26 protein-coding genes are annotated in these 26196 nt (G+C 65.3%); 6 read left to right on the forward strand and 20 right to left on the reverse strand.

What is annotated here, in order from left to right:
• Positions 1–321: 321 nt before the first annotated feature.
• The 6 genes from SBA_RS20235 to SBA_RS20260 form a co-directional block, all read right to left on the reverse strand.
• Positions 322–978: a TetR family transcriptional regulator gene (locus tag SBA_RS20235; protein ID WP_224547046.1), complete on the reverse strand. Its 657-nt coding sequence runs from the start codon at positions 976–978 to the stop codon at positions 322–324.
• A gap of 79 nt (positions 979–1057) precedes the next feature.
• On the reverse strand, positions 1058–1939 hold the full coding sequence (locus SBA_RS20240; RefSeq protein WP_261937427.1) for a Rossmann-like and DUF2520 domain-containing protein: 882 nt from the start codon (positions 1937–1939) through the stop codon (positions 1058–1060).
• A gap of 118 nt (positions 1940–2057) precedes the next feature.
• Positions 2058–3128 (reverse strand): VOC family protein, encoded by a 1071-nt coding sequence (locus SBA_RS20245; RefSeq protein WP_261937428.1) that lies wholly within the window; start codon positions 3126–3128, stop codon positions 2058–2060.
• Between the two features lie 107 nt (positions 3129–3235).
• A complete protein-coding gene (locus SBA_RS20250) occupies positions 3236–3472 on the reverse strand; it encodes a hypothetical protein (protein ID WP_261937429.1) in 237 nt (78 codons plus the stop codon).
• Positions 3469–5058: a phytoene desaturase family protein gene (locus tag SBA_RS20255; protein WP_261937430.1), complete on the reverse strand. Its 1590-nt coding sequence runs from the start codon at positions 5056–5058 to the stop codon at positions 3469–3471. The genes SBA_RS20250 and SBA_RS20255 overlap by 4 nt, the downstream gene beginning before the upstream one ends.
• Positions 5055–5864 (reverse strand): SDR family NAD(P)-dependent oxidoreductase, encoded by an 810-nt coding sequence (locus tag SBA_RS20260; RefSeq protein WP_261937431.1) that lies wholly within the window; start codon positions 5862–5864, stop codon positions 5055–5057. The genes SBA_RS20255 and SBA_RS20260 overlap by 4 nt, the downstream gene beginning before the upstream one ends.
• 98 nt (positions 5865–5962) lie before the next feature.
• On the opposite strand from SBA_RS20260, the gene SBA_RS20265 reads away from it, so the two are divergent.
• Positions 5963–6400 (forward strand): winged helix-turn-helix transcriptional regulator, encoded by a 438-nt coding sequence (locus SBA_RS20265; RefSeq protein ID WP_224547054.1) that lies wholly within the window; start codon positions 5963–5965, stop codon positions 6398–6400.
• Positions 6401–6404: 4 nt separating this feature from the next.
• Here the strand turns inward: SBA_RS20265 and SBA_RS20270 are convergent, their stop codons facing one another.
• The 4 genes from SBA_RS20270 to SBA_RS20285 all read right to left on the reverse strand — a co-directional run bounded on the left by SBA_RS20270 (position 6405) and on the right by SBA_RS20285 (position 12286).
• Complete coding sequence (locus tag SBA_RS20270; protein WP_261937432.1) at positions 6405–7418, reverse strand: LysR family transcriptional regulator; 1014 nt, start codon at positions 7416–7418, stop codon at positions 6405–6407.
• A 12-nt stretch (positions 7419–7430) separates the two neighbouring features.
• Entirely contained in the window at positions 7431–8360 is a 930-nt protein-coding gene (locus SBA_RS20275) for an NAD-dependent epimerase/dehydratase family protein (protein ID WP_261937433.1), read from the reverse strand.
• Positions 8361–8363: 3 nt separating this feature from the next.
• Entirely contained in the window at positions 8364–9749 is a 1386-nt protein-coding gene (locus SBA_RS20280; protein WP_261937434.1) for a sulfatase family protein, read from the reverse strand.
• A gap of 86 nt (positions 9750–9835) precedes the next feature.
• Positions 9836–12286: a TonB-dependent receptor gene (locus tag SBA_RS20285; RefSeq protein WP_261937435.1), complete on the reverse strand. Its 2451-nt coding sequence runs from the start codon at positions 12284–12286 to the stop codon at positions 9836–9838.
• Between the two features lie 224 nt (positions 12287–12510).
• On the opposite strand from SBA_RS20285, the gene SBA_RS20290 reads away from it, so the two are divergent.
• Positions 12511–13662, forward strand: a complete 1152-nt coding sequence (locus tag SBA_RS20290; RefSeq protein ID WP_261937436.1) for an FAD-dependent monooxygenase — start codon at positions 12511–12513, stop codon at positions 13660–13662.
• Between the two features lie 21 nt (positions 13663–13683).
• Here the strand turns inward: SBA_RS20290 and SBA_RS20295 are convergent, their stop codons facing one another.
• The 5 genes from SBA_RS20295 to SBA_RS20315 form a co-directional block, all read right to left on the reverse strand.
• Positions 13684–14397 carry an SDR family NAD(P)-dependent oxidoreductase gene (locus tag SBA_RS20295; protein WP_261937437.1) on the reverse strand — a complete coding sequence of 238 codons (714 nt, stop codon included), beginning with the start codon at positions 14395–14397 and terminating at the stop codon, positions 13684–13686.
• Positions 14390–15622, reverse strand: a complete 1233-nt coding sequence (locus SBA_RS20300; protein WP_261937438.1) for an MFS transporter — start codon at positions 15620–15622, stop codon at positions 14390–14392. Before SBA_RS20300 ends, SBA_RS20295 begins: the two co-directional genes overlap by 8 nt.
• A gap of 125 nt (positions 15623–15747) precedes the next feature.
• Positions 15748–16155, reverse strand: coding sequence for a VOC family protein (locus tag SBA_RS20305; protein WP_261937439.1), 408 nt, complete (start codon positions 16153–16155; stop codon positions 15748–15750).
• Entirely contained in the window at positions 16148–17173 is a 1026-nt protein-coding gene (locus SBA_RS20310) for an aromatic ring-hydroxylating dioxygenase subunit alpha (RefSeq protein ID WP_261937440.1), read from the reverse strand. The genes SBA_RS20305 and SBA_RS20310 overlap by 8 nt, the downstream gene beginning before the upstream one ends.
• Positions 17174–17196: 23 nt before the next feature.
• Complete coding sequence (locus SBA_RS20315) at positions 17197–18363, reverse strand: alpha/beta hydrolase family protein (protein WP_261937441.1); 1167 nt, start codon at positions 18361–18363, stop codon at positions 17197–17199.
• A 198-nt stretch (positions 18364–18561) separates the two neighbouring features.
• On the opposite strand from SBA_RS20315, the gene SBA_RS20320 reads away from it, so the two are divergent.
• From SBA_RS20320 to SBA_RS20330, 3 genes are read left to right on the forward strand one after another with little or no spacing between them, the layout of a single operon-like run.
• Entirely contained in the window at positions 18562–19515 is a 954-nt protein-coding gene (locus tag SBA_RS20320) for a fumarylacetoacetate hydrolase family protein (protein ID WP_261937442.1), read from the forward strand.
• Between the two features lie 2 nt (positions 19516–19517).
• A complete protein-coding gene (locus tag SBA_RS20325; RefSeq protein ID WP_261937443.1) occupies positions 19518–20045 on the forward strand; it encodes a cupin domain-containing protein in 528 nt (175 codons plus the stop codon).
• Positions 20042–20797 carry an SDR family NAD(P)-dependent oxidoreductase gene (locus SBA_RS20330; RefSeq protein ID WP_261937444.1) on the forward strand — a complete coding sequence of 252 codons (756 nt, stop codon included), beginning with the start codon at positions 20042–20044 and terminating at the stop codon, positions 20795–20797. Before SBA_RS20325 ends, SBA_RS20330 begins: the two co-directional genes overlap by 4 nt.
• A gap of 24 nt (positions 20798–20821) precedes the next feature.
• Here SBA_RS20330 and SBA_RS20335 read toward each other — a convergent pair whose 3' ends face one another.
• The 3 genes from SBA_RS20335 to alr are packed head-to-tail and all read right to left on the reverse strand — an operon-like array spanning position 20822 to position 23573.
• Positions 20822–21166, reverse strand: coding sequence for a RidA family protein (locus SBA_RS20335; RefSeq protein WP_261937445.1), 345 nt, complete (start codon positions 21164–21166; stop codon positions 20822–20824).
• 17 nt (positions 21167–21183) lie between these two features.
• Positions 21184–22440 carry a D-amino acid dehydrogenase gene (locus SBA_RS20340; RefSeq protein WP_261937446.1) on the reverse strand — a complete coding sequence of 419 codons (1257 nt, stop codon included), beginning with the start codon at positions 22438–22440 and terminating at the stop codon, positions 21184–21186.
• Positions 22437–23573: an alanine racemase gene (gene alr, locus SBA_RS20345; protein ID WP_261937447.1), complete on the reverse strand. Its 1137-nt coding sequence runs from the start codon at positions 23571–23573 to the stop codon at positions 22437–22439. Before alr ends, SBA_RS20340 begins: the two co-directional genes overlap by 4 nt.
• Positions 23574–23692: 119 nt before the next feature.
• On the opposite strand from alr, the gene SBA_RS20350 reads away from it, so the two are divergent.
• Complete coding sequence (locus SBA_RS20350; protein WP_224547073.1) at positions 23693–24157, forward strand: Lrp/AsnC family transcriptional regulator; 465 nt, start codon at positions 23693–23695, stop codon at positions 24155–24157.
• Positions 24158–24453: 296 nt separating this feature from the next.
• Here the strand turns inward: SBA_RS20350 and SBA_RS20355 are convergent, their stop codons facing one another.
• Both SBA_RS20355 and SBA_RS20360 read right to left on the reverse strand, forming a co-directional pair.
• Positions 24454–24714 carry a hypothetical protein gene (locus SBA_RS20355; protein ID WP_224547074.1) on the reverse strand — a complete coding sequence of 87 codons (261 nt, stop codon included), beginning with the start codon at positions 24712–24714 and terminating at the stop codon, positions 24454–24456.
• A 205-nt stretch (positions 24715–24919) separates the two neighbouring features.
• Positions 24920–26116 carry a GGDEF domain-containing protein gene (locus SBA_RS20360; protein ID WP_261937448.1) on the reverse strand — a complete coding sequence of 399 codons (1197 nt, stop codon included), beginning with the start codon at positions 26114–26116 and terminating at the stop codon, positions 24920–24922.
• Positions 26117–26196 lie beyond the last annotated feature (80 nt).

Genomic DNA, 26196 nt, shown 5'->3' on the forward strand with positions numbered 1-26196 from the left:
TCCTCTCCCGTTCATGATTCTTGTGCTAACTATTTCGTACATTGATATCATCGGGGATTGCGATGGCAAGCCCGATGACGATGCGCATCATCATGGAGCGAGACTGAACCATGGCCGCCTGTGGGGAGAGCGGCAATCGACGCTGTGTTATCCCGCCTGACGCATTGCAGCGCAGCTAAAGCATCGTGCCGAAAAGTGCGAACCGGTTTCCCGCTAAAAACGATGCGAAAAAACTGGAGCGTGCGTCTTGCGTCCGGTTAGACGCAGCCCGCTCTCGATACCGTTCAGCATGTCAGTTTCAGACGGCGGCAAGCCACCCACTCAGGCCCGGCACCAGCTTTCGATGATGTCGATGACATTGGTGCGCCGCCGCGCCAGCACCTTGGGCGCAGTGACGTCGCGTTCGAAACCGTAGGAGACGGTATAGCGATTCGAGACATTGTAGAAGCAGAGCGCGCTGATCGTCATATGCAGTTCCAGCGGGTCGATGCCTTCGCGGAAATGGGCGCTGGCGACACCGCGCGCCAGAATGTTGCGCAACTGTTCCACCACCTTGCGATTGCGTTCGCGGATGCCGGGAATCTCGCCGATGTGCGCGCCGCGCAGGATATTCTCGTTCATCACCAGCCGCACGAATTCGGGATGCTGGTGGTGATAGTCGAAGGTCGCGCCGACCACATCGCGCAAGGCCGCGTCGGGGGCCAGGTCGCTGCGCGTATTATCCGCATCGATCTCCCGCACCGCGGTGTAAGCGCGCTCCAGCACGGCGCGGTACAAGCCTTCCTTGCTGCCGAAATAATAATAGATCATCCGCTTGGACGCATCGGTGCGATCGGCGATCTCGTCTATGCGCGCGCCGCTCAACCCCTTGTCGGCGAACTCCAGCGTAGCGACGTCCAATATGTTGAGGCGAGTCTCCTCCGCTTCACCAGCCCGTCCGCCCGCCTTGCCCTGCATGTTCGTCGGCGATTTGGCCACGCATCATCCTTCCCTGTGTCCCGCAAGGCATAGCTTGGCAGCGACGCGTCCTTCAAGAGAGGATGCAGGCGCGCGCTACTTATGTGTCGGAGGCCAGTTCCTGTCGTAACATGGTCGCGGGCTGCGCGCCGGACCGCTCCAGCGCGTCGAGTGTCGCTATCGCCATGGCACGATAGGCGGGGAGCAGGTGCGGGCTGTCAGCCGACAGCGCGGCCAGATGACTGGCGATGGTGTCGCCGTCGCCCCGCAGCAACGGCCCGGACAAGGCGGTCATGCCCCGGTCGAGGCCGTTGTCGAGCGCCGCGCGAACGAGCGGACCGAGGAGCGCGCCGGGGTCGGCGATGCCGGCCGCCGTCAGCGCGTCGCCCGCGCCGGCGATCAGCGTCACCAGATGGTTGGCGGCATGGCAAAGCGCGGCGTGGTAGAGCGGACGCTGCGCCTCCCCCACCTGCTCCGCGACGCCGCCGAGCAGGGCGACCAGAGCCTTTGCGGCCAGGACCGCCGGGTGCGTGTCTGCAGTGACGACGAAGCGGGCGCCGACCATGCGGGCGACTTCCCGTTCGGGATCGCCGGTGAAGGTCATGGCCGGATGCACCGCCGCAGTCAGGGCGCCGCGCTGCGCCAGTGGCGCAAGGAGCGCCGCGCCGCTGCCGCCGCTGAGATGGAGGATGAAAGGCGTGGCGTCTTCGGACAGTTGCTGCGCCAGGGCCTCGACCAGATCGGGAATGGCGTCGTCCGACACGGCGATCAGGATCAGGTCGCAGGCGGACGCGATCGTCGTCAGTTCATGCGCGGCCTGGGCGTGGCCGATCCCGGCAACCATGGCGTCGCGCCGGACCGGGTCGCGGCCCCAGACCAGCATCGGATCGGCCGTCCGGGCTTGCAAAGCCCGCGCCATGGCGCGGGCGACGCGGCCGGTGCCGATGATGCCGATCCGGCGATGGGGTGGGTCGCTGCGCATGGCGGATGCCTAGACCATTCCGAAGTCGACCGAAACAGCCGACGACTTGCAGAATCGCAAAGAAGATCGGCGCGTCTGCGGCTCGGCGATCGGGCATCATGGGCAGCGCGCACGCTCGTCACAGCGCATGTTCGTCCGCCTCGCTGATTTCGGCGAGCTTGCCGGTGACCGGCAGTCGCCCGGGGCCGGTCTTGCGAAAGGGTTCGAAACTGGTGCGATCGGCGTCAAAGGCCATGTCCCATGGGATGTTGTCGCCGCGGAAGATGGGCGGGGCATTGTTCGACCAGAGCAGCGAGCCGAAACGAAAATCCCAGGCGCGCGGCACCCAATTATCATCCAGATAATCGGTGTCGGCGTGATATTCCGCCTCCCCCGCCTTCCCCGGCATGTCGCAATAATAATAGATGGCCGACGAAATGCGGTGGCGCGAAATCCCGCCGCTGCTGTTCATCGTCTGGTTCTTCCAGCCCCTGGCTTCCATGATGTTGGCGCCGAGCATGACTTCGTCGATATCGTCCATGCCGAAGGCGATGTGCATGAACTTGAAATGATCGGGCGCGATCGGCAGGTCGCAATTCACCCAGAAGATGGAATGATGTTCGAAGGTGCCGGGCGCACGGGAAAAGATGCCGGTGCCCTTGCTATGGTCGACATAGCGGAAACCCATATGGCGTTCGTAAAATTCGAAACTGCCGACATAGTCGGGCGAGAAGAAGACGACATGGTTGATCGTCTTGGGAAGGGCGCGGCGGCGCCAGATGCGATGCTGGTTGAAGCGGGGATAGTGGCCGGGCGTGTTGACCGGGCTGGCTTCGCTGACCACCGGGCGCTTCGCCCATACCCGCAGGCCGATCGGCTGGCCGTCGGGGCAGGTGCAATGGACCGTCCCGTCGGCGTCGCGGCGGACATCGACTTCGGTGGCGAGGCTGGCGGCGACCTGCTCCAGCGCCTGCGCACTTTCAACGCCCCATATGGTTTCCTTCAATCCGTCGCCGGGGAAGGGATCGGGCGCGGGCAGGCGGGAATCGCCATGGCGGTAGAGGATGACGCGCGAGCCGGATGCCAGGCGAAATGTCGCCTCATCTTCGCTCGCCATCTCCACCGGCAGGCCGAAATCGGTCCAGAAGCGGGTATGTTCCGCCAGATCCGCCACCCCGAAGATCGCGCTTTCGACGCCCAATATGCTCATGACAACTCCCTCATCCTGATCGTCACTATGCGGACGGGGGCTGTCGCCCGGAAACGCATTTCATGGGAGGCTGCTATCGGCCCCGCCAATAGCAGCCTCCCAAGGGTTCAACCCTTGCGGAACAATATCGTCAGCAGGAACAGGATCGTGCGCCAGTCGAGCAGCCTGAGCGCGGCGCGCGCCTCTGCCGGGGTCAGTTTCGCGACCATCGGCATCGCGCCGAAAATCTTGCCGCGGATGATGAGGGCGTCGCCCTCCCGCTCGATCTTGCGGACGGTCATCAATTCCTTGTCCTGCGCGTCGAGGATTTTCATGACGGGGGCCTTGCTGGTTGCGTTCGTCATTGCACGGCTCCTGCGCAGACCTTGTCATAATCGATACCCATGTCGTCCATCATCTGGATCGCGGTCGCACGGCCCGCGCCGAAGACGCCGCCGCCCGGATGCATGAAGGGGCCGACCAGATAGAGGCTTTCGATGCCCGGCACCCGGAAATGGCCCAGATCCGGCGTCGGGCGATGCCCGACCGTCTGGTACATGAAGGGCGCGCAGCCATGGATGTCGCCCTTGACGAAGCTGGCCGGGCTGTCGCGTTCATGGTCCAGCGGCGAGCGGACCAGCGTGCCGATGATATTATCCTCGTCCAGGTTGCTGTAGAAGAGGCGATATTGCGCCAAGCTTTCCTGGGCGATCTCCTCCTTCATCCGATCCCAGGCGGTCGGGCCGCCTTCGTGCAGGTCGTAGGGCGCGAAGGTCACGCCGTAGAAGACGCCGCCACCTGCGGGCGCGCGGCTGGGATCGTTGGTCGTGTTGTCGCCGCCCGCGATCAGGCGGCGCGGCGGCACGACGCCCCGGCGCAGATGGTCATAGTCGAGCAGCATGTCGCGCATCCTGTGGGTCTGGAGTAGTTCGGTCATCACCCCGCCCTCCCCTTCGGCCCAGCGCAGCTTGGCCTTCTCCTTCAACGCCATGTGCAGCAGGTTGATGGAGAAGGTCGACGGCGTGACCCGTTCGGCCCGTTGCAGGACGGGTTCGGGCGTTTCGCTGACGAAGCGGCGCAGCACATGGGGATGGATCGCGCCGATCACGCCGTCCTTCGCCATGATGGGTTCGCCGTCGGTCATCTCCAGCCCGACCGCCTTGCCCGACGAGACGATGACCCGCTTCACCTCCGCGTTACAGCGGACTTCGCCGCCCATATGCTCGATCGCGCGGACCAGCGCTTTGCTGAGTTCGCCCGATCCGCCCCTGGGCATCGACACGCCATAGGTGTGGATGATGCCGGGCATCAGCAGCACGCCCATGCCGGTGCCCAGTTCGTCCGGCATCTGGAGATTTTCGGTGATGAGGCGGACGATGTGGATCTTGAGCCGGTCGCTTTCGAAATATTGGTTGGCGACGTCGAGCGCGGAGCGCTGCATCACGTCGAGCAGGAAGCGGCCCTCGTCCGACTGGTCCATCATCGCGACGAAGGCGCCCATCGGGAAGGGTGGCGCGTAAAGGCCCGACATGAACATCGGCAGCACGCTCTGGCTGATGCCGACGAACCTGCGATAGGCTTCGGCGTCGCGCGGGCTGTATTGGGCGATCTCCTGACAGGTGCGGTCGAGATCCTTCCAGGTCCGCATCACCGTGCCATCATCCCAGATGCTGACATGCGGCAGTTCGGGATAGATATATTCCAGCCCGAATTTGGACAACAGGCCCAGTTCATCCTCGCGGATCATGGGATTGCCCTGGATCATGATATGCACATTGCTGTGTTCGTCATGCCAGTAGCCGGGCGCGATCAGTTCCCGCGTCGATACGCCGCCACCGAAATGCGGCTTGCGTTCGAGGACCAGCACCTTCTTGCCCGCCTTGGCCATATAGGCGGCCGCGGTCAGGCCATTATGGCCGCCGCCCATGACGACGATGTCGTGGATGCTCATGCGTGATCTCCGAAAAAGGCGCGGAATTGGGCGATGCCCGGCACATGGGAGGCGCAGCCGCCATCGGCGACCAGCAACTGCCCGGTGATGTTGCGCGCGGCGTCGGAGGCGAGGAAGGCGACCGCCTCGGCAATATCCTCCGGCGCGCCCAGACGGTCGCGCAGCGTTTCCGCTTCCACCGCAGCGCGCAATGCCGGCGGGAAGGCGTCGCGCAGCGCGGGCGTCATCGTCATGCCCGGCGCGACCGCATTGCAGCGCACGCCATGCGCGCCATGGCTGGCGGCGATCGATCGGGTCATCTGGATGATGGCCGCCTTGGACGAACTGTAGGCGGCCTGGATCAGATGGCCCTGGAGCGCCAGATTGCTGACGGTGTTGACGATATTGCCGCGCGTGGCGCGCAGATGCGGCAGGGCGGCGCGGCAGGCGATCATGGTGCCGCGCACATTGACGGCATAGCTGCGGTCCCACAGGGCTGTGCCCATATGTTCGATATCGCCATCCAGCCGGGCGATGTCGGGGCCGAGCAAGGCGGCATTATTGTGCAGAATGTCGAGCCGGCCGCATTGGGCGACCACGGCGGCGACCAGCGCCTCGATCGACTCTTCGCTTTCCAGATCCAGCGGGATCGCGATGGCGCCGGGCAGGCTGTCGGCCAGCGCCTGCGCCGCGTTCTGCGCGATGTCCGCGATCACGACACGCGCGCCGCGATCGGTCATCAGCCGCGCCGTCGCCGCCCCTATGCCGCCGGCCCCGCCGGTGACGATCGCCACTTTTCCGTCCAGACGGATCGCATCGGACCCCATCGCCCTCTCCTGTGATTGATCTTCTGGAAAAGCATCATAATATGGTCGGCAGAGGGGAGAAGACGGCACTTTTTTGTGCCGTCATAATCTGTTGACCGATGTCCGATTTCGACGATTTCGATCCCGCCTGCCGCGACGGCCTGACCATGCTAGCCCGCGACATGGCGGAGCATGGGGCGGAGCGCGATGCGCCGATCCGCACGGTGTTCGGGCTGCTGGGCGATCGATGGTCGATGCTGATCCTGTTGCTGCTGGCCATCGCGCCCTTCCGCCATGCCGAATTGCGGCGCCTGCTCGACCGGCTGAGCGCGGAGGGAAAGATTTCGCAGCGGGTGCTGACGCTCAAGCTGCGTCAGCTGGAGCGCAACGGCCTGGTGGCGCGATCGGTGAGCGCGGACGTGCCGCCCAGGGTCGGCTATGCCTTGACGCCGCTGGGTGACGGGCTGGTCGGGGAAGCGCGGCGCCTGCTCGCCTGGGTGCAGGCCAGCGGCACCGCGATCGAACAGGCGCGCGCCGCGTTCGACAGCGCAGACTGATCGGTCAGCCGCGCCCCTTGGGCGTGGAATCGCTCAGGAACTGGGCGGCCAGTTCCTGCCGCGCGATGCGGGCTTCGTCGAGCGAGAGGATGCCGTCATCCCTGACTGGCACGGCAGGCGCCTGCGCGCCGGCGACGATCCGTTCCACCACCCAGCGGATCGCCGGGTCGTTGTTGCTGGAGATATGCCACTGGATCGCCTCGCGGATCGGCGGGATGTCCATCGGTACTTCGTGCAAAGTGAGCGGCAGATAGTCCGCCATTCGCGTCGCCAGTCGCCGGTGCATGGTGGCGATGCGGTTGGAGCCGATGACGAGGCCGGGCATCGACAGGAAGCTGTGGGTCACGATTTCGATGCGGCGCTGGCGCTTCTGCCGCCGCACGAACCAGTCTTCGAACGCGGACACGCGCGCGCGGCCGAAGCGGGCGGTGACATGGCCCAGCTCGAAATAGAGTTCCTTGGTCATCTGCCTGGCCATGGCGGGATTGCCGTTCCAGCCGACGACGACATAATCGTCCTCGAACAGGATCTGGCTGGGATGATCGGCGGAGATCGCATAGTCGATGGTGACGAGCAGATCGACCGCGCCGCGCTCCAGCGATTCCAGCAGGACTTCGGTCAGCGACTGGATTTCGAAACGCATCCCCGGCGCTTCGCGTTGCAGGTCGGTCATCGCCGACGCCAGCAGGACTTCGGTGATATAGTCCGACGCCATGATGCGAATGCTGCGGTCCGACGTCGCGGGGTCAAAGGGCGGCGGCACGGCGATGGTCGAGCGGATCTGCTCCAGGACCGCGCGCACCGGATCGACCAGCCCTTCGGCACGGGCGGTCAGGACCATCTGCCGCCCCTTCTGCACCAGCAGGTCGTCGGCGAAATATTCGCGCAGTCGCCCCAGCGCCGACGAGGTGGCGGATTGCGACAGGCAGATGCGATCCGCCGCCAGGCTGACGCTGCGTTCGCTGAGCAGCGCGTCGAGCGCCACCAGCAGGTTGAGGTCCAGCCGATCGAACCGCATCGTCTCTCTCCTTCAGCCTGCCGCTATGACCGCCAGCGCGTTGGCGACCAGCGTAGCAGGGTCGCCGTCATGGGCAAAGCCCGCGCGGTCGGCAGCCGGCGTCGCGAGCGGTGGATTCGATCCGAAGGCGGCTTCCAGCGCCGGGTCGGGGCGATAGGCGACCAGGTCGGTCGAGACGGCGCATTGGCGGGCGATTTCGGCGGCGAGGTCGCCCATCGCGATGCGCTGCGCCGGCAGGGTAACGACCCGCGTCGGCGGCATGAGCGCCGCGTCCATCGTCAGCGCATGAACCAGATTGTCGGCACAACGGCTGACCGATTGCGCCCAGATCGTCGCCTCCGCCGATACCGGGCAGACGAAGCTCTCTCCCGCCCGCAAGGCATGGAACAGATCGCTCATGAAAGCGGACTTCATGCCCGACGGCCCCTTGGGCCGGGCGAGGATGCCGGGCAGGCGGACGCTGACCCCGTCGATCTCGCCGCGGTGATGCATCATCGCGATTGCGACCTCCATCATCGCCTTGTGCCCGCCATAGATCATGCGCGGCGCGAGCGGTGTGTGGTCGTCCACGCCCGACACGGGTAGCGGGTCGCCGAATACCGCGATCGAACTGGCGTAGACGATGCGCGGCCGGTCGCCCGCGGCCTTGGCGTCACCCAGCAGGTCGTACATGGCGTCGATATTGACCCGGCGCGAGGCGGCAGAATCGGCCTCCGCCGCGCCGCCCGGCACGGTGGCGAGATGGACGACCGCGCGGCATCCGTCGCGCAACGCCTCCGCCCGGACCGCCGCAGAACACAGGTCGCCCACGACCGCGCGCGCGCCAGCCGGGATACCGCCCGGCGCGGCGTCCATGCCGACGACAGCCTCGCCAGCCGCCAGCAGCCGCTGTACCAGCTGTCGGCCGACGAAACCGCCTGCGCCCGTCACGATGATGGTCATGGCTTAATACCGATCCGCATAATGGTCCCGCACATCCTCGCTGAAGCTGCCCAGCGGATAGGGCAGCATCTGTGCGTTCCATGCGTCCCATTGCAGCCGCATCGCCTGAAGCCGGGCCGGATCGTCGCTGGCATGGTCTGCGCGCTCCCGTTCATCCGCGGCCAGATCGAAGAGATGCTCCTTCCCGCCCAGTTTGAGATATTTCCAGTCGCCTGCACGCAGCGCGGCCTGGCCATTGCCCTTGTATCGCCAGTAGAGCGAGCGGGTGAGCGGCGATGCCTGCCCCTTGAGTTGCGCCGACAGGTCGACCCCGTCGAACGTGCCGGCCTTCGCCACATCGCCGCCCGCCATCGCCAGCAGCGTAGGCAGGAAGTCCATCGAGATCATGACCTGATCGGATTGCGAGCCAGCGGCGATCGCGGCCGGCCAGCGCAGCATCAGCGGGACGCGGATGCCGCCTTCCAGCAATTCCCCCTTCACCCCGGTAAAAGGCCAGGTTTCCGAAAAACGCTCGCCGCCATTATCGCTGGTGAAAATGACGATCGTGTTGTCGGCCTTGCCGCTGCGGTCCAGCGCGGCCAGCAACTTGGCGACATTCTGGTCCATCGCCTCCACCATTTCCCTATATTTGGCGAGGCTGCCGCCATTATAATGGAAAGATGCGCCGAGCGTCGGCGCGACGGCCGCATCCTCGCGCCCTTCCCATGGCCAGTGGGGCGCGTTGAAATGCAGGCTGAGGAAGAAGGGCTTGTCGCTTTCCGCCTCGATCGTTTTGACCGCCTCGTCCCCGAACAGGTCGGTGAGATAGCCATTGCGTTCGATCGGCGTGTCACCCTGCGCCAGGCCGATGCCGACATCCTTGCCGCCCATCACCATATGATGGCGGAAATAATCGGCCGCGCCTTCGACGATACCGAAAAATTCGTCATAGCCATGATGTAGCGGGCTATGTTTGGGCGGTTCGCCCAGATGCCATTTGCCCACCAGCTTGGTGCGATAACCCTGCGTGCGCAGAACCGAAGCGATGGTCGGGCGGTCGAGCGGCACGCCGATCCCCGCCGGCGCAGCGGGACCAAGCGGTTCTTCGATTCCTATGGGGAAGCGATATTGATAGCAGCCGGTCAGCAGCGCGGTGCGGGTCGGCGAGCAGATCGAACTATTGGCATAGCCCTGCCGCAGCATGATGCCCTGCGCGCCGATGCTGTCGATCGCGGGGGTGCGGATATGGTGCGATCCGGTGCAGGACAGGTCGGCATAGCCCAGATCGTCGGCCATGATGAAGAGGATGTTGGGGCGCCCCGCCCTGGGCGCGGCCGTGGCCTCGCCCGCTACCGCCAGCGCGCCCAATGCACCGGCGCCACCCATGAATGACCGTCGATCAACCTGCATCCTGCTTCCTTTCCAATGGGCTAACTTTCCAATGGGCTAAGAGCAGGACCACAGGTCCTGCCCTTTTCCTCTTATGCCGTTTGATGTCAGAAGTTCGCCGAGAAGCGCACCCCATAGGTCTGCGGCGCGGTATAGCGGGCGACCGCCATGCCGATCGGCGAGCGTTGCGGCGTGGCGATGCGGCGCTTGTTTTCCAGATTGTAGAGGAACGCGCCCAGCGACCAGCCGCCGTCAGACGCGCGCAGCGTCAGGTTGAGGTCGGTCTGCCAATAGGCGCGGATATGTTCGAAATCGAGATATTCGAACGCCCCCCACTGGTCGTCACGCCAGGCGGTGGCGACATTGCCGACCAGTTCGAGCGAACGGCCCAGCGGCACCACCTGTTCCGCGCCCAGATTGACGGTCCATTTGGGTGAGTAGAGCAAGGGTTTGCCCGAACAGTTGAAGTCCTTCACCGGCGCACCGCCTGCGGTCGCGCCGGTCAGGGTGAAGGGACAGGCGATATTGTCGCGGGGCGAGGCGGTGTAGAGATGCAGGTCGTCATAGGTGGCCTTGAGATATTGCACCTTGGCGTTGAGCGTCGTGGTCGGCGTCGCCTTCACGATGGCATCGACGTCGAAGCCCTTGATCGTCGACTTGCCCGCATTTTCGTTGGAATTGATGAGCGTGCCACTGGTGTCGACGGTGAAATAGGTGATCTGCTGGTCTTTATATTTCCAATAGAAGCCCTCGACGTTGAGCTGCACGCGGTTGTTGAAGAAGCGGTTCTTCGATCCCACCGTATAGGCGGTGATGAATTCGGGATCATAGCTCGACTTGCCCTCCGCCAGCTGGAAACCGCCGGCGCGATAGCCGGTTTCGACCGTGGCGTAGAGCAGGTTCGCCGGGCCGAGATCGAATTCCGCCGAGGCTTTCCACGTCACCCGTGAATAGGTGCCGCTGTCCACCACCGGATTATAGGTTTTCAGGATGGTGCCGACACCGTTCAGCAGCGGGAAAACCTGCGGATTGGCCTGGTCGGTGCTGCCCGCTGCGATCCAGCCGTTGCTGGCCAGCCAGTTGACCGTGTCGCCGGTGGTCAGGAGATTGGGATAGCGCGGCAAGCCATTGGGCGCGGCGCATCCGGCGGCGAAGGACGCCGGCGGGGTGATGTTGGCGGGCGGCAGGCCGCCGCAGAAGGTGATGAAATTGTTGATGATGCCGTCCATCGACTTCTTGTCGCGGGTATAGCGCGCGCCGCCGACAAGACGGAATCGATCGCTGACATGGGCGGTCAATTGACCGAAGGCGGCCCAGCTTTTGGTCTTGTGCGTGTAGGACTGGATCGGCAGCACGAATTCCTGATTATATTCATTCTGCGCGTCGATCGTCTCGTTGAAATAGAAGCCGCCGAGAACATAGTCCATCATGCCGACGGAACCGGCCAGGCGGGCCTCGAGGCTGTATTGCTTGTCGGTTTCGGCGTTATAGGCGGTATTGAAGGCGGGGCCGTAGAAATAGCTTTCGCCCGTGGACTTGCGAAAGGCGGGCACCAGCGTGAAGGTGCCGATGTCGGTCTTCCAGTTCAGTTCCGCATTGATGCCCCAATAGGTGAAGTCAGTCGAGGCGTCCTGGTTCATGGCGTTGAGGAAACCGAAGCCCGGCGCGCCGATCAGCGTCTGGCGATAGGCGTTGGCGGCGTCGGTGTTGAACCCCTCCGACCCGTCGAAACCACTGGGGGTGAAAGTGTAGCCCGACGGGCCGGGCGTGTAGGCGCCGATATAGCTGCCGCCGGGACCGACGCCGCCCACCTTGGTCCAGTCCGCGCCGATGCGCAGTGAAATATCGTCGCTGGGTTCGATCAGGAACTGGCCGCGCAGGCCGGTGCGCTTCAGGTCGTCGCTGCCGTCGCGGTTATAGCCGTCATGCACCTGGCGCGTGGCGGCGAGGCGCAGGGCGCTGGTGTCGCTGGTGGCCAGGTTCAGATAGCCGTCGACATTGACCGCGTCATAATTGCCGAAGGAGACGTTGAAGCCCGCGCCGTTCCTGCCCAGCTCGGGACGCGCGGGGATGATGTTGACCGCGCCGCCGGTGGCATTGCGGCCATAAAGGATGCCCTGCGGCCCTTTCAACACCTCGACACGGGCGAGGTCGTAGAAGGCGGAACCGAAAGCGCCCGCCGCCCGGCCCAGCACGACGCCGTCATAGCTGGGGGTGACGGCGGGATCGTTATAGCTGCTCGACGTGATGTTGCCGACGCCGCGGATGAAGATGGACGTGTTGGACCCGCCCCCATTGGTGATGGTGATCGCCGGAACGCTCTTCGTGATATCCTCCGCCTTGCTGATGCCCTGCTGGACCAGCGTGTCGCCGGTGACGGCGTCGATCGCGATCGCGGCCTTCTGCGCGCTTTCCGACTTGCGCTGCGCGGTGACGACGATTTCGTCCAGCCCGGCCGAAGCCTGCGCGCCCTGATCGGCGGTCTGCGTCAGGCCCGGCGTCGGCGCGGTCGCCATCATGCCGGCGATCGCGGTGGTGGCCAGCAACAAACTACGCATGTCTCTCTCCCCTATGATTTGATTTTGGCCAATTCTGGCCTGCGGGGCGAAAAAGTCACATTGATTTGCTGGATTCGACCTATCTGCGCCACGCGGACGAGTCCGAAACGATCGCCGCTGCTATCCACACTCCCGATAGCAACTATTGAGGCAAAGCGTTTTCCGCCCGCCCGCGCCCGACCGATAGCCGGAACGGAGAAGATGGTGCGGAGAGGGTGGCATTCATGATTTCGGGGATGGTTTCGGGTTGGGTTTCGGGCAAGCGCGTCCTGATCGTGGGCGGCGGCATCGGCGGCATGGCGGCAGCGATCCGCTTTGCCGAACAGGGCGGGCAGGTCACGCTGATCGATATCGACCCGCAATGGCGCGTCTATGGCGCAGGCATCACGATCACCGGCCCTACATTGCGCGCCTATCGGCGGCTGGGCCTGCTGGACGCGATCAAGGAACAGGGCGCGATCGCGGAGGGAGCGACGATCTTTCGCTATGACGGCACGCGCCTGCACGATCTGGACGAGCCGGCGCTGGAGGAAGGCTTGCCCGCGACCGGCGGGATCATGCGCCCGGTATTGCACCGCATCATGCAGACGCGGGTGCGGGCGCTGCCGATCGCCATCCGACTGGGCCTGACCGTCCGTGCGCTGGCCCACCGGGACGACGGCGGCGTGGACGTGACCTTCACCGATGGCGCGCAGGCGGATTTCGACCTGGTCGTTGGCGCGGACAGCATCTATTCGGGCGTGCGGCGGCTGGCCTTCCCGCATATGGGCGAAGCGCAGCCGACCGGCCAGGGATGCTGGCGCCTGTCCATCCGTCGCCCGCCGACGCTGACCAAGGGCGAATTTTATTTCGGACACCGGGTGCCCGCTGGCATCAACCGGTGCGGCGCAGAGATGGTCTATCTGTGGATGCTGACCCCGCACGTCCATCGCGCGCAACATTTCACCGACGAGGAGCTGTTCGTCCAGTTGCGCGACAATCTGGCCGATTTCGGCGGCAATGCCGGATGGGTTCGCGACCATATGACGCGCGACGACTGGATCAACTATCGCCCGCTCGCCGCGGCCTTGCAGCCGGGGCCGTGGCATGACGGCGCGATCGTACTGCTGGGCGACGCCGTCCATGCCACCACGCCGCACATGGCGTGCGGCGCAGGGATGGCGGTGGAAAGCGCGCTGGTGCTGGCCGAGGAACTGGACCGGGCCGACACCGTCGGAGCCGGTCTGGCCGCCTATCAGGCGCGCCGCTTCGACCGGTGCCGCCATGTGATCGACACCAGCATCAAGGTCGGCCGGATGCAACTGGACGGCGACTCGCCCGATGCGATCGGCGCGGCGATCGGCGCGGGGTTACACCGGCTAGCCGAGGAATATTGACGGGGTGCCGGGATCAATCCGCTACCAGGCGGTCGCCCCGGCATCGACGGCGATGTCGGCGCCGGTGACATAGCGTGCCTCGTCCGACGCCAGCCATACCGCGCACCAGCCGATATCGTCCGGCTCGCCCAGATATTGCAGCATATTCTTGCCCAGCACCTTCGCCTCAAACGCCGGGTCTGCGGCCAGGTGCCGCGCCGTCGCGGCGGTGCGGATGAAGCCCGGCGCGATGCTGTTGGCGCGGATGCCGTGCGGCGCGCCTTCCATCGCGAGTTGGCGGGTCATGGCCAGCACGCCGCCCTTGCCCGCGCAATGCGCCAGGGCGGGCGATCCTTCCAGCGCATGGCGCGCATTGGCCGAACCGAAATTGATGAGCGACGCGCGCCCGCTGGCCTTGAGCCAGGGCCAGGCTGCGCGGGTGGCGAGGAAGACGATGTCCAGTTCGCCCGTCAGCGTCGCTTTCCAGTCGGCGTAGGATAGCGCTTCGATCCAGTCGAAATGCGCGAAGGCGGCGGCGTTGACCAGGATGTCGATGCGGCCATGTTCCGCGCCGATGCGCTGGAACAGCGCGTTGGTCGCCCCCTCGTCCAGCAGGTCGCAGGCTTCGTCGGCGCCGCTGCGATCGACGCCGATCACGGTCGCGCCCTCCGCCGCGAACAGCCGGGCGCAACCCTGGCCGATGCCGTTGCCCGCGCCAGCGACGACCGCCAGCTTGCCCGCCAGCCGGTCAGCCATGGACGATCGCTCCGCCCACCGGCTGCTCGCCGCGCCGGAAGGGCGCGACCAGCGCGGCCCCCGCCCCCGCCAATGCGCCCAGCGACAGCAGGACAAAGGCCCCGGCGAGACTTCCCGCCTGTTTCGACAGCAATGTCACGATGACGGGGCTGAGAAACTGACCGAAGGCGAAGGCGCTCTGCCACAGGCCCGCGCCCCGCCCCCGTATCTCGAAAGACAGCAGACTCATCGCCCAGACCAGCAGCGTCGGCAGCAGCAGGCCGGCACCGAGCTGGTTGAGGAAGCAGCCGATCAGGAAGCCGGCAGGCGCATGGGCCAGCCCCATGACGCAAAAGCCCGCGGCCAGCAGCGCAAATTCGAGCAGCAACAGCCGCCCGATCGGCCAGCGCCCGATGCGCGAATAGAGGAAGGTGCCTAACGGCACGCCAATGCTGGCGACCGACGTGAGGAAGCCGATGCGCGCCGGATCGCTGAGGCCCAGCGCGTGCAGCCCCGACGACGCCTGGATCTGCACCGTGTAGAAGAAGACCGAGCCGTAGACGGTGATGGCGAGAATCATCGCCATCCGCCGCCAGGGGAAGCCGGCCCAGCCGTTGCCATCGCCCACCACCGTCGCCCGCGCAGCCGCATCGCCACGCGGTTCCCAGGTGAAGCGCAGCACCAACGCGAACATGACAAGCGCGGAAGCATAGGCCCAGAAGGGGGTGCGCCAGCCAAAAGCGCCCAATTGCCCGCCCAGATTGAAGAAGAGCAGCGCCGAGAGCGACGCGAAGGCAGTCTGCGCCGCCAGCCATTTGTCGCGCGCAGCGCCCCTGTAATAATCGCCGATCATCGTGGTCGACAGCACCATGATCGCGGCTTCGGCGAGGCCCACGCCAACGCGCGACAGCAGGATGGCGGGCAGGCTCTTCAGGAAGATCGGCGCAATCCCCACCAGCGCATAGAGCAGGAAGGCGAGCAGCAGCAGGCGGCGGCGGCCGAAGCGATCGCCGAGCATCCCCGCCAGCGGCGAGAAGAAGGCGACGCACAGCGCCGGGATCGTCAGGATCATCGGCACCCAATATTCATGGGCCGGCACCGTGCTGAAATCGGCCAGCAGTTGCGGCAGGATCGGCGCCAGCAGGACGATCGCCATGGTCGACAGGGTGATCGGCAGCAACAGCGAAAAGCCGGTCAGAAAGCCCGGCGCGGGATCGCCGTCCGTGGCGGCGCTATGGTCTGTCATGCGGCTTGCTCGTCAGCCATATTGCCGGCCCTCTCCTTGTTATGCAGGCAGGTTAAGGCCGAGCGCCGGGACGGGGTCAAACCGAAAGCATCGAACCGACCTATTGACCGCAGCGCAGGCGCGGTTCAGCCATCGGGTTCCTCGACAAATTCGATGAGATTGCCCGCGCAATCCCGCAGGAAGCAGCCCTTCCCGAACGCCTCGCGCACGACGAAGGCGATGTCGGCCTGCTTGGCCGCCATCTCGATCAGGAAATCCTCCAGGTCCGCGACGCGAAAGGCGACATGCTTGTTGCCATGGGTCTTGAGGTCGGACGGCGGGTGCCGCCGATCGTCCGGCAGGGGCGCCGCGCCCTCCACCTCAAACAGTTCGAAGCGCAGCGGCCCCTTGCGCAGCATCGCCGCCTGCGCCCGCGCCGCCGCAATGGGGAAGCGTTTTTCGACCGTGAAGCCCAGCACGCGGCCATACCAGTCGATCGCTTCGTCCAGGCTGGGCACGCTGACGCCGCCATGGTGGAAGGTGAAGTCAGCCATCCACCTTCTCCCGCGCGATCATCGCCTCCACCAGCCGCCGCGCCCGCGTGCCGCCCTGGTCGATGCCCAGCGACAGCGGCTTTTCCGCCCAGAAGTCGCAACCGGCCATATTGGCATAGGCGGCCTCGATCATCGGCTTGTCCTCCTGATCGAAGGCTTCGCCGAACAGGCGGAGCAGCGCGGCGTCGGTTTCGGGCGAATCCAGCGCATCATAGCGGGTAGAGGACCAGAAATAATGGCTCTGATGATCGTTGGCGGGGGTCAGGATATGCGCCTGAGGTACTTCGAACCCGGTGTCGCGTGGGCCGCCATGCGGGCAGACGCCGACCATCAGCCGCATCGAGGCGGGGGCGTTCCAGCGCATCTCCAGCCAATGGTCGACCACCGCATCGTCAGGCACATGGCCGCGCGCGACCGACGGCGGCGCGATGCCGGGCATCCACCAGTCGCTGTGCAGCGTATCGCCCTGCATATGCGCCTTGTGCCGCCCGGCGAAGATCACCCCCTGCCCGGCGAACGTCCCCTTATGGACGAATTCGATATGACTGAGGTCGAGGAGATTGTCGGTGCCATATTCATATTGCGCCTGCATCAGCGTGTAGCCGCGCACAGTGCGGCTGGCGCGCGTGTCGGGGATGAAGCCGAAGTCCGGGATCAGCGTTTCGTCCGCATCCTGCCGATCACCGCCCCAGAGCCAGAGGATGCCGTCGCGCTCGACCAGATGAAAGGCGGGGACGGACGCGCCGGCGGGAATCCGGTCGGCGAAGGGATTATGTACGCAGCGTCCGTCGGGCGCGAAGGCCAGGCCGTGATAGCCGCAGACCACCCTGTCGCCATCGCGCGTCCCCAGCGAGAGCGGCGCGAAACGGTGTGGGCAGCGGTCGCGCAGCGCCGCCACGCCGTCTGCGGTGCGAAACACGAACAGGCGTTCGCCGCGGATCTCGCGCGAGAAACCGCCCTCCCCCAGTTCGTCCGCCCAACCCGCCATATACCAGCAGCGTTGCGGATAATCCGCCATCCTCTCCTCCTCTGTCCTTGTCTTTATCCCGGCATGGCGGCGAACGTCTCCGCACACCAGTCGGCGATATAGTCGCGCATGCCGGTGCCATTGTCAGCGCCGCAATGTTCGACCTCGAAATCCGCCTTGGTGAACATACGCAGCGTCCGTTTGGGGCTGTTGATCGCCTGATCGTAGCTCAGTTGCGCGTTGAAGGCGGGGATCTGCCGGTCATTCTCGCCATGGGTGACCAGGAACGGCACCCGTATCTTATCGACCTGTCCGTCGAGCGTGATCTGGTCGGCATAAGCCAGGAAGGCTTCGCGCCCGCCATTGTCGGCGTCGAAGCCGAACACCCACATCACATGGTCCCAATAATGGGGCACGGGATTTTCGCCTTCATTGGCCAGCCGCTCGCGCTGGCGCCGGCCCCAGACATGGTTCGCGCCCATCACCGCACACAGCGCATAGCGCGGGTCGTTGGCGGCGATGCGCGGGGCGTGATAGCCGCCGAAGGACAGGCCGAATATGCCGATCTTCGACGCGATCACATCCGGCCGGGTCAGCAGATAGTCGAAGGCGGGCGATCCCCAGCGTTCCGCATCATGGACGGCGGTCAGGCCGCGCTTGCGCAGCGCCTCCCCGGTACCCGGCTGGTCGATGAACAGCGTGTTGATCCCGCGTTCCAGATTGGCGGCGCCATGGCCCGCCATATTGACCTGCTCCTTCATCGAATCCAGGCCATTGACCGACACCAGCGCCGGGCGCGGCGTGCCCGACCCGTCATGGACGAAGAGGGCGGGAAAGGCGCTGCCTTCATAGGGGATTTCGACGAAATCGACATGCAGGCCGCGCAGCGCCGCGCCCTTGGCATATAGCGCCAGCCCGCGGTCATAGGCGGCCCAGCGCGGCGCATAGTCGCGGCTCTGCATCCGTTCGGCCGCCAGATAATAGCCCGATGCGCGCAGATATTTGCTGCCGGCGGACAGGGCATAGCCCGCGGCCTCGTCCGCCGCCGCATTGGCTGCGACCTGATCCGCCACGCGCAGCCAGCTATCGAACATCCGGGCGCTACCCGCGTCCGCGCCGCCTTTGGCCGCATCCATGATCGGTCGGTTCGCCTCGTCAATCTCGCCATGATTGCCGCCGCACACCAGCGCCAGGTTGGTCGCGAGATTCCAGACATAATTGCCGGGGAAGGGTTCGAACATGCCTGCGTCCTCATCGTTGATCCGCGTCTTGATCCGCCGCGCCAGCCGGGCGGGCGCGCATCCTCATTCCGCCAAAGACCGCCCGACCCGGTCCAGATCAAATCGAAATTATGGAAGCCGGCTATCGATAGATTGGCTTTGACGGACAGGGCGTGCGGCCGCATCGCCTGAACCCAAGAGATATGAGAGGGAGAGACTATGCGACTGGCGACGCGCAAGGATGGCAGCAGGGACGGGCAGTTGGTGATCCTGTCGCCCGATGGCGGCCATTGCGCGCCCGCGCCGGTCCGCACCTTGCAGGAGGCGATCGAGCATTGGGACGTCTTCGCCGCGGAGGCGCTGGCGATCGACGCCTTTCCCGATGCGTTGAAGCCCGACGCACTGGCCGCGCCCCTGCCCCGCGCCTGGCAATGGCTGGACGGGTCGGCATTCGAAAGCCATGGCGCGCTGATGGACAAGGTGCTGGGGATCACCCCGGAAAAGACCGGCCGGCCGCTGATGTATCAGGGTCTTTCGGATCGCTTTTACGGCCCCACCGATGACATCCCCATGCCCGACGAAGCGCTGGGCATCGATTTCGAGGGCGAATATGGCGTCATCGTCGACAATGTGCCGATGGGCATCGATGCGGACGCCGCGATGGCGCATATCCGCCTGGTCGTGCAGATCAACGACTGGTCGCTGCGCGCGCTGGCGGGGCCGGAGATGAAGACCGGCTTCGGCTGGGTCCAGGCCAAGCCCGCCTGTTCGATGGCGCCCTTCGCCGTGACGCCGGGCGAACTGGGCGACCAATGGCGCGACGGGCGCGTATGCATGGATTTGCTGGTGGACTGGAACGGCGTGCGCTTCGGCGCCGCCAATGGCGCACCGATGGGCTTTGGCTTCCACGAACTGGTCGCCCATGCCGCCCGCACCCGCCATCTGCCCGCCGGCACGGTGATCGGGTCCGGCACCGTGTCCAATCCCGATTTTCGCGAAGTCGGCTCGTCCTGTATCGCCGAACGGCGCGGGATCGAGATCGTGGACGAGGGCGCGCCGCGCACCGCTTTCATGTGCTTCGGCGACCGCGTCCGCATGGAGGCGCGCACCGAGGACGGGCGCACGCCCTTCGGCGCGATCGACCAGCGCGTCATCGCCTATCAAGGAGCCTGACCATGACTGACCTGAGCGATTCCGGCCTGCCGTCCGTGCAGCGCGTCGTCACCGGCCATGACGCCGATGGCCGCGCCATCTTCAAGTCGGAAGATGTGACCCCGACGAAGATGATCCCGTCGGGCGACGCGTCCTTCCTGTTGATCTGGACCACCGAGACCGTCCCGGCCGACAATAATGACGAGACGGACGGGCGCGCGCGCGACGCGGGGCTGACGCTCAACAAGGGATCGGTGATCCGGATCGTGGACATGCTGCCGGGCAAGCAATCGCCGATGCATCGCACCAACAGCATCGACTATGGCATCGTCATGGCGGGCGAAGTCGAGCTGGAGCTGGACGACGGCCGAGTGACCACGGTGCGGGAAGGCGGCATCATCATCCAGCGCGGCACCAACCATCTCTGGCGCAACGTCACCGACAAGCCTTGCCGCATCGCCTTCATCCTGATCGAGGCGCCGGCCTATCTGCATGACGGGCAGCCGCTGGCGGAGGACAAGCCGGAAAATCAGACGCAAGCGGCCCAATGAAACTGTTCGACCTGAGCGGCAAGGTGGCGATCGTCACCGGATCGACGCGCGGCATCGGACTGGCCATCGCCCGCGCGTTGCAGGACCATGGCGCGCAGGTCACCTTCTCCAGCGAGAATGCGGAGGATTGCGCGCGCGTCGGGCGCGAACGCGACATGCTGGCCATCCCCGCCGACGTGGCCGACGACACGCAGCTTGCCGCATTGGTCGACGGCGCTGTCCGGCATCATGGCGGGCTGGACATCCTGGTCTGCAATGCCGGGCTCACCGGGCGACCCGGTCCGTTCGCCAGCATCGACATGGACGATTACGACCATGTCATGGCGATCAACCTGCGCAGCCAGGTACGGCTATGCAATCTGGCCCTGCCCCATATCGCCGCGCGCGGCGGCGGAACGGCCATCCTGCTGTCCAGCCTGTCGGGCCGGCGCGGCAATGGCGCGATCAACGCCTATGCGCTGGCCAAGGCGGGGGTGGCGCAACTGGCCCGCAACCTGGCGGTGGAATGGGGACCGCGCAACGTGCGGGTGAACGCCATCTCACCCGGCTTCATTCGCACGGCCTTGTCCGCGCCGCTGATCGCGGACGCCGCCTTCATGCAGCGGCGCATGGCGATGACGCCGCTGCGCCGCCCCGGCGAGGTGGATGAGGTGGCGGGCGCCGCCCTGTTCCTGGCCGCGCCCGCCGGGGCCTTCGTCACCGGCCAGAATCTGGTGGTGGACGGCGGCACGCTGATTTCCGACGGGAGTTGAACGGCGCGACGCCTTCAGCCATTATCAGGCGCGTGCGGCGGTGATGATGATTTCGACCTTATAGTCTGCGGTCGCGAGCCTGGCTTCGCCGGTGGCGCGGGCCGGGGCGGCGACGTCGGCGATCCAGCCGTCCCAGACGGCGTTCATTTCGGCGAAGTCGGCCATGTCGGCCAGCCAGATGGTCGCACGCAGGATATGCGCCTTGCTGCTGCCGGCGAGGGCCAGCAGGCGGTCGATCTCGTCCAGCGCGAACCGGGTCTGGGCGGTCACGCTGTCGCCTTCGCCGACCTGGCCGGCCAGATAGACGGTATCGCCATGGATGACCGCTTCGCTCATACGCGGGCCGGTTTCGATGCGGGTGATGGTCATGCTCTGTCTCCGTGAATTCAGTGCCGATAGCGCGAGAGCGCCAGGTCGGCGGTTTCGATGTCCGGCTTGGTCCCGCCGATGATGTCGGCGATCACCCGCCCCGATCCGCAGGCCATGGTCCAGCCCAGCGTGCCGTGGCCGGTGTTGAGGAACAGATTGTCGATCGTCGTCGCACCCACCACCGGGGTCGAGTCCGGCGTCATCGGCCGCAGCCCGCTCCAGAATGTCGCCCGCGAAAGGTCGCCAGCGCCGGGGAACAGCGTACCGACACTATGGTCCAGCGTGTCGCGGCGCGCCTGCGGCAGGTCGTTGGTATAGCCCGACAGTTCGGCCATGCCGCCTACGCGGATGCGGTCGCCCAGCCGGGTGATCGCCACCTTGTAGCTTTCGTCGAGCAGGGTCGACACCGGTGCGGCGTCCGGCTGCACGATCGGCACGGTGATCGAATAGCCCTTTACCGGATAGACCGGCAGGCGCAGGCCGAGCGGCGCGACCAGCAAGGGCGAGAAGCTGCCCATCGCGACCAGATAGGCGTCGCCGCTGACCATGCCCTGATCGGTGACGACATGGCTGATGCGGCCGGCGTCCGTCGCCAGCGCCTGAATATTGCGGCCCAGCAGGAATTGCACGCCGCGCGCCCTGGCCATGTCCGCCAGCGCGTTGGTGAATTTGAAGCAATCGCCGGTTTCGTCATTGGGCAGGCGCAGCCCGCCGACGATCGGCGACCCGCTGGCCGCCAGCCCCGGTTCGGCGGCGAGGCAGCCGGCGCGGTCCAGCACTTCGAACGGGACGTTGTCGGCGCGCAGCACCTCGATATCCTTGGCGATGCCGTCGAGCTGCTTTTGTTCCCGGAATAGCTGGAGCGTGCCCCGGCTGCGTTCGTCATAGGCGATGCCGGTTTCCGCGCGCAGCGCGATCAGCCGGTCGCGGCTATATTCCGCCAGCCGGACCATGCGCCCCTTGTTGATGCGATAATCCCGCGCGTTGCAGTTGCCGAGCATCGCGACAATCCAACGCAGCATCGCCATGTCCACATTGGGCCGCAGGATCAGCGGCGCATGGCGCATGAACAGCCAGCGCAGCGCCTTGGCCGGGATGCCGGGCGCCGCCCAGGGCGAGGCGTAGCCGGGGGAAATCTCGCCCGCATTGGCGAAGCTGGTTTCCTGTGCCACGCCGGTCTGGCGATCGACGACGACCACCTCATGCCCCGCCTGCGCCAGATACCAGGCGGATGTGACGCCGATCACGCCGCCACCCAATATGACGATCTTCATGCCTTGCCGCTCCTCTGGTCGGCGACGGCAGCCGGCGCGGGCAGATAGCTGCGCGCATAGCGATGGCCGAGCCGGGTCAATATCTCGTAGCTGATCGTATCCGCCTGCGCCGCGACCGCGTCGATCGTCTGGTGCGGGCCGATCAGTTCGACCGGCGCGCCGGGGTAGAGCAGATAATCGGCGATATCGGTGACGTCGATCGCCATGCTGTCCATCGACACCCGCCCGACGATCGGCGCGCGGAAGCCGCCGATATAGGCGCTGCCGCGACTGCTGAGGTGACGGGGCCAGCCATCGGCATAGCCCACCGAAATGGTCGCGATATGCGACGGACGATCGCAGCGATGGGTCAGGCCATAGCCGACGCCCGCACCCGCCGGCACGGTCCGCAATTGCACGATATAGGCGTCGAGCGCGATCACGGTCCGCAAAGGATTGGGAGCGGGATCGCCATGCGGCGCGCCGCCATAGAGGGCGATGCCGGCGCGGACCAGATCGCCATGCCGCACGCCCGTCGCCATCGCCCCGCCCGAATTGTCGAGCGACCGCGGCACGCCGGGAAACTGGCTGGCGATCGCGTCGAACCTGTCCCGCTGCTCCCGATTGAAGGCGTCATCCGGCTGGTCGGCGCAGGCGAGATGGCTCATGACCAGGCGCAGGTCGATGCCGTCCAGCAGGTGGGGCTGGTCGCGCAGGATCGTCAGTTCGCCCGGCGTGAGGCCCAGGCGCGACATGCCGCTATCGACCTGGACGACACCGGGCAGCGCGCGGCCCAGCGTGCGGGCGGCCGCGGCCCAGCCATCGATCTGCGCCAGTGAATTGAGCACCGGCACGGCGCCGAGCGCGGCACAGGCAGCTTCGGCGCCGGGCGGCAATCCATTGAGGACATAAAGCGGAACATCCGCCGGCAGATGCGGCTTCAACGCCGCCGCCTCGCACAGATGCGCCACGAAGAAGTGGCGGCACCCCGCCGCCAGCAGGGCATGCGACACCGGAACCGCGCCCAGGCCATAAGCGTCCGCCTTCACCACGCCGGCCACGCTGGCGGGCGCGACCTGACTCGCAATCAATGCATAATTGGCCACCAGCGCGCCCAGATCGATGCGCAGGGTCGCCGCCGTCCCACCGTCCATGCCATATCCTTTCGACGAGACCATAGTAGATCACGTTTCTTCGAATATCCATTTTATATGCAGGACATTATTCGAACATTTTGGCATGAAGTAACGAATATTCCGTTGGATTCGAACGAATGACCGCCACCCTGGACAATAGCGATCGCGCCATATTGCGCTTGCTGAAACTCGACGCCCGACGCTCCAATGCGGATATCGCCGCGCAGATCGGCCTGTCTCCATCCGCCTGCCACCGGCGCATCAAACAGTTGGAGGCCGGTGGTTATATTCGCGGCTATACACTCGTCGCTGGCGGGCGCGACGAAACCGCCATGGTCAATGTGCTGGTCCAGGTGACGCTGGACCGGCAGACCGACGATTTTCTCGCCCGGTTCGAACATGCGGTACGGCAATGTCCCGAAATCCGCGAATGCTTCCTGATGACAGGTGCGGTCGACTATTGGTTGCGGGTGGAGGCGGACAGCGTCGACGCCTATGAGCGCATCCATGGCGAAATCCTGTCACGCCTGCCCGGCGTGACCCGGATCAATTCCAACATCGCCATGCGCGACGCGCTCCGCCCCCGCCGCAGCAAGGGATGATGCGGGGACTGACAGACCGGCCGGCGCTAACGCGCGTCTATGACCATCATGGCCGCGGTCATGCACAGCGCCACCGGGCAGCCTGTCCAGACAATGAGCTTCGGCCGGACGACCCTGCCTCTATGGCCCAACACCGGGAAACCGGCGAAGGGGGCACCGCCGGTCCTGTCCGTACCGCAAGCCCGCGCCGGGCCTGTTCGTTGCGCCGGTCGAGATGTGGATCACGTCCAGGAGGTGAACGGTCACACCACTCCCGACGCGTCCCACCTCGACCCGGCCCGCAGGTCTTGCGACTATCAACGCTGCGCGAATTGCGCCGCGGGCTTGTGGCTGATGGTGAGGCCATCCTGCGCCCATTCGCCCTTGCTGCGGCACCGGATGACGGGGATCAGCGAACCGGTTACGGTTTCCTTGAAGCAATAGCGATCGGTCCTGGCATCGTAGGTCACCTTGGCGGCACCGAAACTGCCCTGCGCCTGCGCGAACGCGGGCGTGCTGGCGGCCGAAACGGCGACGGTGGCTACGGCGACGGCGGCGATGAATGCGATGGTTTTCATGATGATGTCCTTCCCTGATTTTCTGGCAGGAACCTGCTTGCAGGCCCTGCCCACCACTTTGCAGAAAGCGTGCCAATTCAGGGAAAGCGCTGAAATTGTGCCTCGTCCCGGTCGCCGTCGGGATTGAAGCTGTTAAATAAACCCGTTTATTGGGATTTATCGTCAATCTTTCGGTAATTTCGCAATGATTCTGAGCATTCGCTTGTCACGCGACCGCGCGGCCATCATCCCGCACATCGTCGGGACCGCAAAATTGCACCTGCGCTTTCCCTTTGGCCTTGGATCGATAAAGGGCCGCGTCCGCACATCCCATCAACCTTTCCAGATCAAGGCCATGCTGGGGCGCCAGGGCGATGCCGATGCTGACGGAAATGCGCATCGGCGTCCCGCCGATGACATAGGGCTCGCCCAATTGCCGGATCACCCTTCGCGCGAGCAGTTCGGCCTGATCGACATGTTGCACATGGGACTGGACAAGGAGAAATTCGTCGCCGCCCAGCCGCGCTGCGACATCCTCCGTCCGGATGGCCGAGGTCAATCGATCGGCGACCTCCACCAGCATCCTGTCGCCGACGGGATGGCCATATTGATCGTTGATCGCCTTGAACCCGTCCAGGTCGAGATAATGAATGGCGAGTTGGCTCGTCGCATGGGCAACCTTGAGGCTGGCCTGAAAGGATTCACGCAGGAGCAGCCGGTTCGGCAGGCCCGTCAGCGGATCGAAGCGCGCGAGCTTGGCCAGATCATGCTTGGCTGTGAGATGTTCGACCGAAGACCTGTAAAGGTGGCGCGCCGACGCGAGACTCATCGACCCCACCATGATGAGGAGCAGGCCTTCGAGCGCGAAAAATTCCGCGTGCAACCTCTCACCATAGGCGCTGACGGCATGGGCGAACATCGCCGCGGCGACGGGCAGCACCGCCAGAGACACGCTGATCGCGCATAAAGTCGGCCGACTGGCGTTGCGCGACACGATGCCCGCACCGAAGGTGAAGACCAGGCTGACCGTCGCAAGATGCACGATCGGTTCGTGCGCCACCAAGGCGCGCACGTTCAGGGCGGCGATCAGCAGCGCGAAAATATAGGCGAGGATGGCGTAACGCCCTTCCCAGCGTGACAGTTGCGCGACGTCCTGATCTGCGCCGCCAGCGCCGTGATAGGCGCGGATCAGCAGAACGCGACCGACGGTTACGGCGATTGCCGCGGCGGTCAGGATGAATATCCAACCATCCTGCCACTTGATGTAGATGAGTGTCCCCACCAACGCATAAAGAATGCCAAAGCCTATGATCGGCGCAGTCATGGTGAAAAGGGTGGAGACCAGGTCGCGATAGACCGCATCAGGCAAAGCGGACACGGCTGCACGGCCGAACAAAGTCCGCGCCGGTCGCCTGCCGCCCATCTTCCGCCTTCTCTCCATCCCGCCCTTCTTCGACAGGAAAGTTAATAGTTCCCTATCTATACGACGAGACGAGGCCGGCA

Origin of the sequence: Sphingomonas bisphenolicum (assembly GCF_024349785.1) — a bacterium.
GTDB classification, from domain to species: domain Bacteria; phylum Pseudomonadota; class Alphaproteobacteria; order Sphingomonadales; family Sphingomonadaceae; genus Sphingobium; species Sphingobium bisphenolicum.

Excerpts from the sequence above, each read along its gene's own strand:
- SBA_RS20295 (WP_261937437.1), bottom strand. The coding sequence starts at position 14,397 with ATGGCTGACCGGCTGGCGGGCAAGCTGGCGGTCGTCGCTGGCGCGGGC.
- SBA_RS20320 (WP_261937442.1), top strand. The coding sequence starts at position 18,562 with ATGCGACTGGCGACGCGCAAGGATGGCAGCAGGGACGGGCAGTTGGTG.
- SBA_RS20315 (WP_261937441.1), bottom strand. The coding sequence starts at position 18,363 with ATGTTCGAACCCTTCCCCGGCAATTATGTCTGGAATCTCGCGACCAAC.
- SBA_RS20265 (WP_224547054.1), top strand. The coding sequence starts at position 5,963 with ATGTCCGATTTCGACGATTTCGATCCCGCCTGCCGCGACGGCCTGACC.
- SBA_RS20290 (WP_261937436.1), top strand. The coding sequence starts at position 12,511 with ATGATTTCGGGGATGGTTTCGGGTTGGGTTTCGGGCAAGCGCGTCCTG.
- SBA_RS20340 (WP_261937446.1), bottom strand. The coding sequence starts at position 22,440 with ATGAAGATCGTCATATTGGGTGGCGGCGTGATCGGCGTCACATCCGCC.
- SBA_RS20350 (WP_224547073.1), top strand. The coding sequence starts at position 23,693 with ATGACCGCCACCCTGGACAATAGCGATCGCGCCATATTGCGCTTGCTG.
- SBA_RS20325 (WP_261937443.1), top strand. The coding sequence starts at position 19,518 with ATGACTGACCTGAGCGATTCCGGCCTGCCGTCCGTGCAGCGCGTCGTC.
- SBA_RS20280 (WP_261937434.1), bottom strand. The coding sequence starts at position 9,749 with ATGCAGGTTGATCGACGGTCATTCATGGGTGGCGCCGGTGCATTGGGC.
- SBA_RS20335 (WP_261937445.1), bottom strand. The coding sequence starts at position 21,166 with ATGACCATCACCCGCATCGAAACCGGCCCGCGTATGAGCGAAGCGGTC.
- SBA_RS20275 (WP_261937433.1), bottom strand. The coding sequence starts at position 8,360 with ATGACCATCATCGTGACGGGCGCAGGCGGTTTCGTCGGCCGACAGCTG.
- SBA_RS20300 (WP_261937438.1), bottom strand. The coding sequence starts at position 15,622 with ATGACAGACCATAGCGCCGCCACGGACGGCGATCCCGCGCCGGGCTTT.
- SBA_RS20245 (WP_261937428.1), bottom strand. The coding sequence starts at position 3,128 with ATGAGCATATTGGGCGTCGAAAGCGCGATCTTCGGGGTGGCGGATCTG.
- SBA_RS20330 (WP_261937444.1), top strand. The coding sequence starts at position 20,042 with ATGAAACTGTTCGACCTGAGCGGCAAGGTGGCGATCGTCACCGGATCG.
- SBA_RS20260 (WP_261937431.1), bottom strand. The coding sequence starts at position 5,864 with ATGGGGTCCGATGCGATCCGTCTGGACGGAAAAGTGGCGATCGTCACC.
- SBA_RS20285 (WP_261937435.1), bottom strand. The coding sequence starts at position 12,286 with ATGCGTAGTTTGTTGCTGGCCACCACCGCGATCGCCGGCATGATGGCG.
- SBA_RS20250 (WP_261937429.1), bottom strand. The coding sequence starts at position 3,472 with ATGACGAACGCAACCAGCAAGGCCCCCGTCATGAAAATCCTCGACGCG.
- SBA_RS20255 (WP_261937430.1), bottom strand. The coding sequence starts at position 5,058 with ATGAGCATCCACGACATCGTCGTCATGGGCGGCGGCCATAATGGCCTG.
- SBA_RS20305 (WP_261937439.1), bottom strand. The coding sequence starts at position 16,155 with ATGGCTGACTTCACCTTCCACCATGGCGGCGTCAGCGTGCCCAGCCTG.
- SBA_RS20355 (WP_224547074.1), bottom strand. The coding sequence starts at position 24,714 with ATGAAAACCATCGCATTCATCGCCGCCGTCGCCGTAGCCACCGTCGCC.
- SBA_RS20360 (WP_261937448.1), bottom strand. The coding sequence starts at position 26,116 with ATGGGCGGCAGGCGACCGGCGCGGACTTTGTTCGGCCGTGCAGCCGTG.
- alr (WP_261937447.1), bottom strand. The coding sequence starts at position 23,573 with ATGGACGGTGGGACGGCGGCGACCCTGCGCATCGATCTGGGCGCGCTG.
- SBA_RS20240 (WP_261937427.1), bottom strand. The coding sequence starts at position 1,939 with ATGCGCAGCGACCCACCCCATCGCCGGATCGGCATCATCGGCACCGGC.
- SBA_RS20270 (WP_261937432.1), bottom strand. The coding sequence starts at position 7,418 with ATGCGGTTCGATCGGCTGGACCTCAACCTGCTGGTGGCGCTCGACGCG.
- SBA_RS20310 (WP_261937440.1), bottom strand. The coding sequence starts at position 17,173 with ATGGCGGATTATCCGCAACGCTGCTGGTATATGGCGGGTTGGGCGGAC.